The sequence below is a fragment of the Streptomyces swartbergensis genome (genome assembly GCF_002148965.1).
Classification (GTDB): Bacteria; Actinomycetota; Actinomycetes; order Streptomycetales; family Streptomycetaceae; genus Streptomyces; species Streptomyces swartbergensis.
Map to the genome: position 1 here is coordinate 1 of NZ_NGFN01000471.1, position 5,462 is coordinate 5,462.

The 5,462-nt window shown below is 65.5% G+C and carries 4 protein-coding genes, 1 tRNA gene and 1 pseudogene; all 6 read left to right on the plus strand.

What is annotated here, in order from left to right; translation table 11 throughout:
• Positions 1–93 precede the first annotated feature (93 nt).
• Positions 94–167, plus strand: a tRNA-Pro gene (locus CA983_RS40155).
• Positions 168–410: 243 nt separating this feature from the next.
• The gene (locus CA983_RS40160) at positions 411–1,091 is read left to right on the plus strand and encodes a DUF488 family protein, N3 subclade (protein ID WP_086605622.1); all 681 of its coding nucleotides are present in this window, start codon (positions 411–413) and stop codon (positions 1,089–1,091) included.
• Between the two features lie 120 nt (positions 1,092–1,211).
• Positions 1,212–2,003 carry a hypothetical protein gene (locus CA983_RS40165; RefSeq protein ID WP_086605623.1) on the plus strand — a complete coding sequence of 264 codons (792 nt, stop codon included), beginning with the start codon at positions 1,212–1,214 and terminating at the stop codon, positions 2,001–2,003.
• Between the two features lie 577 nt (positions 2,004–2,580).
• Positions 2,581–3,888 (plus strand): hypothetical protein, encoded by a 1,308-nt coding sequence (locus CA983_RS40170; RefSeq protein ID WP_244207301.1) that lies wholly within the window; start codon positions 2,581–2,583, stop codon positions 3,886–3,888.
• A gap of 55 nt (positions 3,889–3,943) precedes the next feature.
• Positions 3,944–5,233: a NucA/NucB deoxyribonuclease domain-containing protein gene (locus tag CA983_RS40175; protein WP_086605624.1), complete on the plus strand. Its 1,290-nt coding sequence runs from the start codon at positions 3,944–3,946 to the stop codon at positions 5,231–5,233.
• Positions 5,234–5,252: 19 nt separating this feature from the next.
• Positions 5,253–5,462, plus strand: a pseudogene (locus CA983_RS40180) (hypothetical protein); the annotation flags it as partial.

Sequence of the window (5,462 nt, forward strand, 5' to 3'; positions counted from 1 at the left end):
CCCGAACCCCCTCCGCCACCCCTGGAAAACCGGATTTCGTCTCTAGCCACCAGTGGGCTAAAGTAAACGTCGTCGCCGCGACAGCAGCGACATCGGGGTGTAGCGCAGCTTGGCAGCGCGCTTCGTTCGGGACGAAGAGGTCGTGGGTTCAAATCCCGCCACCCCGACAGTGAAGTACCAGGTCAGGGGCCTGATCCAGTGAGTGGATCAGGCCCCTGATGGGTTTCTGGAGATCGTTTGGGAGAAATCTGGGAGGAGATCTTGGTCGGGTTCTCCCAGAGGGTGACTGGTAAGGCCGTCTGAAGTGCAGCGGCTGCGGGCACTCGGACCTGCGCGTTCGCGAATCAGCCCCGTAGTCGGGCTGGGAACACCATGCCCGCCCGCCTCAACCGCCATTAGGATCACGACACATGGCAAGCCATCACTCAGCGCGTCCCCACGACCACGCCCGAGCACTCGCCCAGCGGGTCCGTGCGCTGCGGGAGGCCCGTGGGTGGACGCGGGAGCGGCTCGCGAAAGAAGCTGGCATCGCCGCAGGAACGCTGGCCCGTCTGGAGAGCGAGGGAGCGATCCAGCCAGGTTTCTTCACCGTCGGAGCGGTCGCCGAGGCACTTGAGGTCTCCCTCGATGAGCTCTTCCGGGAGGCCAAGGTCACCCCCGGTCTATGGTCCGCTGGATACGAAGGCCGGGACATCGACTCTTTCGTCGCCTCTCTCCTCGACAGCCGTATCGACGTCGTGGCGGACGTACGACTCACGCCCATCAGCCGCAAGAAGGGCTTCAGCAAGACTCGGCTCGGGCAGGCGCTCGCTGAGGCCGGCATCGAGTACACCCACCTGCGTGGCCTGGGAAATCCCAAGGACAACCGGGCGCCGTTCTGGGACGGCCGACTCGACGTGGGCCGGGCTCGCTTCCGCGGTGTGCTGCGGTCCGATGAGGCACAGTCCGACCTCGATCGCCTTGCCGAGCAAGCTCGGCAGTCGCGTGTCGCCGTGCTGTGTTTCGAGAAGGACGAGAGCCGCTGCCACCGGCAGGTCGTCCTGGAGACGGTCCGTAAACGGGCCGCCGTGCCCGTAATTCCGCTGGCCTGACTTCACCCCTCGCCGCCGCACGCGCTCTTGCCGGTGGCGCATGCCTCTCCTCCAATCGGATCCGGGAGATCAGTGGAGGGGGCAACCATGGGATCGCGGAATCGGCAGCGCGCAACGATCATGATCACGGTCAAGACGTATCCCGAGCTGTCCAACAAGTACCGCGAGACCAGCTGTGTGGCCGGCATACGCCTGGACCAGGGCGAGCCACAGCACGTACGGCTCTTCCCGGTGCCCTTCCGGCTTCTGAGCGAGGAAGCCCAGTTCTCCAAGTACTCGATCATCGAGGTCGACGTCGAGCCGCACCGTTCGGAGCGAGACTCACGCCCAGAGAGTCTCCGGCCCGACCTCGACACCTTGGAGATCGTGGGTGAGGTGCCGTCCGACGGCGGTTGGAAGAAGCGGTACCGGTATGTCGAGCCGCTGGTCGCACCGTCGCTCTGTGCCATCAAGCGGGATCAGGAGCAGCGAGGGACCTCCCTCGGCGTCTTCCGGCCTGCCGAGATCACCCGTTTCCGGCTGGAGCCCGCCGAGCCCTGGTCTGTCTCCAAAGCCGCGCTGGCCGACCAACTCGACCTGTTCGAGCAAGAGTTGCACCCGCTGGAGTGGGTGCCACTCGACCTCCGCTACAGCTTTCGCTGTGCCGACGACGACTGCCCGACCCACGACATGGGGCTGAAGGACTGGGAGGCCGGCCAGTCGTACCGCAAGTTCCTGCGCAAGTACGGCGAGCGCGGGGTCCGTGATGCGCTCCGCGAGCGCTGGTACAACCGGATGTGTGCCTCGAACCGAGCCGTTCACTTCTTTGTAGGTAACATCGCGGCCCATCCCAAGACGTTCATGCTGCTGGCCGTCTTCTACCCGGAGCGGAAGGTCGTCGAGTACGTACAGGACAGTCTGTTCGGTGAGTGACGAACTCCTGCCGGAGTTTCAGGCGGACTTCAGGAGCTGCGTCGACAACTGCTGAGGCGACGCAGATGGCTCCCGCCAAGTGGTGTAGCCGATCAAGTACCCGGAAGATGCTGGTCACCGCCGCATCGACTCTGCTCGGGGCCGCCCGTGGCGCTGACGGCAGGTCAGCCGGGCACGACGTCGGGCTGTGTTCCCGCGGCGTCGCCGGCGCGCGGTTTACCGGAGCGTTTCGAGCAAGGTCGCTTACACCACGAGACGGGACACGACAGCGACGCCTCCTCTTCACTGGAACCGCGTGGGCTTCGCTACCCGTCAACAGGCCATCTGAGCGCGCGCCGTACGCGAGACAATCCTCGGCCGCTGGCTGCGGACCGTGTGGCATCACTCCAAGGCAACGTCCCTTACCCCGGTGTAGGTACCGGTGAGCCGACGACAGACGTGGCCGTGATCACGTGTAGCGACTCAGCCAACTTGCCTTTATAAGCAGATGTGTCAGAGAAAGAGCACCTGTAGGTTCCCCTGTGACCACTCTTGATCGTTCCTAGGGGGAACCTTGTCGCGTTCGCGCGCGAGATTCTTGGCCTCGGCATGCGCCGGGGTCACCGCACTCACCATCCTCGGCACCGCCCCGTCCGCGAGTGCCGCCGCACCCAAGGAAGCCTGCACCGGCCTCTACAACGCCCGGATCACCTTCTGGGCGATGACGTGCAGTCAGCCGGGCGAGCCGATGATCGGCGGCTTCGCCACCTGGCGCAACATACCGATCACCTTCGATCAGGTCGACACCGGGTCTACGACCGTGCAGGTGGCCAACTACATGCGCGTCAGCCCGAACACGTCGAGCGGTCCGCTGGCTCCCAACATCGAGATCGGCCTGTACGCGGAGAAGACGGGGAAGACCACCCACACCTACGGGCCGCGCTGGTCGGAGCTGACCACCAGCGGTGGTCGCACGACAGCCATCAAGGCCGGGGTCAACCCGACCAAGCCGGACAAGCGCAACCACACCTACATGACCGTCCGCCAGGACAGCGGCAACCAGTGGGATGTGCTCTACGACTTCAACAAGGTCGGCTCCACCACCAAACAGCTCAAGGTGCTGGGCGGTAACACCAACCGCATCGACGTCGGTCTCGAGGTGATGGGACCGAAGTACATCAACATCCCCTCGATCGCGAACCGCATGCAGTTCATGACCGGGAACAAGGTGTGGCAGCAGGTTGCGACGCCCAACGTGGCCAAGTCCGTCACGCTCCCCGTGTGCAGCACGACCCACAAGCCGCCGAACTGCTTCACCACCAAGCTGACCGACAACAGCAAGTTCACCCAGTGGACCGTGAGCAAGCCGCGCCGGCAGGCCGCCGCCACTGCCTCCCCGGCTGCCGCCACCGCTGCCCCGACGCACAGCCGGGACGCTGCTGCGGCCGGCCTGTCCGCCACGTTCAACGGCGTGGACCAGCAGGCTCTGCAAGCCTGCCTGGAGAACGACCCCGACAGCTGCCTGGCCAGCGTGCCTGGCCTATCCGAGTGCGTGGTCACCGTACGGGTCTGCAACGCCGCCGCCGTGCCGTCCGGTGGGCCATCGGAGGAGGCCGCAGCTGCGGACATATCGGCTTCTGACATCCGGGCCCGAGCTGCAGCCGCCTTCGGCGTCCCCAGTGACGCCCTCGCCGTCAAGCCGCCCACCTCACCCTCCGCGCTGAAGGCTCACCCGCACGCGGCCGACAGCAGCAGCGGCGACGCCGCCTGGACGGTGACCTCCACCAGCTCCACCCCCGGACTGCAGCGCACCGACCGCCGCTTCGACGGCTTCACCGCCCGCTACTCCGCACACACCGGCGCACTGCTGGAGGCGTGCTGGGGCGACCTCTGCGATGCCTCGTGATCGCCACGTGCCGCAGATACCCCGCCGCTTCCGCACGCCAGCAAGGAGTCCACTGGTGAAAATACGCACCGCACTCATACGTCTCGCCCGCGTCACCGCCACGACGGCGGCCTTGACACTGCTCACCGCGGCCACCAGCACAGCCGCCCACGCCGCGGCGCTTCCGAACGACCCGGCCCCCGAGGGCACGGTGTTCGTCGACGCCGCCTCTCTCCCCGCCGACGAACTGCGCGGCCTCGACCAGCCCATCCCGTACGCCCAATACGCCCGATCCCACGGATCGAAGTCCGTGGCGCGGCGGGCGGCGGCCGACCCGGCTCCCGGCGACCAACAGGACCTGCGACAGCAGTGTGCCAACCACGCGGCACAGGCAAAGACCGCCACCGGGTGGATCAAATCCCGCTTCGAGAGCTGCCAGAAACGTCCATTTGACCTGGTGCTGCGTGACATCAGAGGTACGACCACGCTCGGCCGCCTCAAGTTCGACCAATGGGTTCTCGGCTTCGCCTACGACGGCAGTCGGCGCGTCGACTATGTCGCCAGCATCGAGAATATATGGGTCGAGCCGATACCCACCGAAGATGCCACGAAGTGGCGGATCGGCCAGCACTTTCACCACAGCATCAACGCATCCAAGAGCGATCCGGATCCCAAGGTGACCGCGCCGCAGACCGTGAACCGCGATGAACTGCTCGGCGTGTGGGACACCAAGCCCCACTGGAACCTCACCTACACCTCCCCGGACAAAGGCGCCTTGTTCGACCAGGGCAACCAGCAACGCGTCCTTTCGACCGTCACGATGGACCTGAGCGCTAGCTCCCCCAACTCCGCCCCGTACTTGGAAGGCAGCAACGTCTACAACTCCGGCGTCCGCTATGACTACGCCGGTAAGGTCGCGGGCAAGTACAAGGGCACCGTCTTCACGAAGGCGCGTGTGGAACTCGTCATGAGTCAGAAGGACTCGGCGGTCAACGAAAGCGCCGTGCACATCTACGACGCCCTGAACCGCCCCGAGCGCACCTTCCCCTCCTGGCCCGGGAAGAGCGTTCCGGGATCGAAGGAACCCCTGCGCCGAGTCGTCGATCCGAAGAAGATCGAAGACAATCGCAAGAAGTCCATCAAGGAATGCAAGAAGGTCTGGGGCGACTACGCCGGCAGCGGCCTGGAGTGCGACGAGTACCCCTTCGCCTCCACCAAGGAAGGATCCACCAAGGGCGACAACCGCTTCTCCGTCCGGCTGATCGACGGCAAGGACAACCGCAAGGGCGGAGAGCGCCTCAACGAGATGTACACCCTCAACCGCGTCCTGGACGGCGACCCCTTCTACGTGAAGATCACCAACTAGCAGGAAGACACCACTGACCATGGCGCTTCTCGCCGAACACAACGTCACCGCTACCCCCGGCCGCCGCGTGCTGGAGGTCTACGACGCGGACGCCTACCTCGGCGACGAAGCAGCCATGGACGCCGCGGAGACACAGGTGGTGGCCGGCAACGGCTACCACCTGTACCTCCTCAGCCTGCAACCGGACATGAAAGTCCAGATGACGATCCGCATCTGGGACACCCCACCC

Coding starts and splice junctions, on each gene's coding strand:
- CA983_RS40160 (WP_086605622.1), top strand. CDS start 411: ATGGCAAGCCATCACTCAGCGCGTCCCCACGACCACGCCCGAGCACTC.
- CA983_RS40165 (WP_086605623.1), top strand. CDS start 1,212: ATGATCACGGTCAAGACGTATCCCGAGCTGTCCAACAAGTACCGCGAG.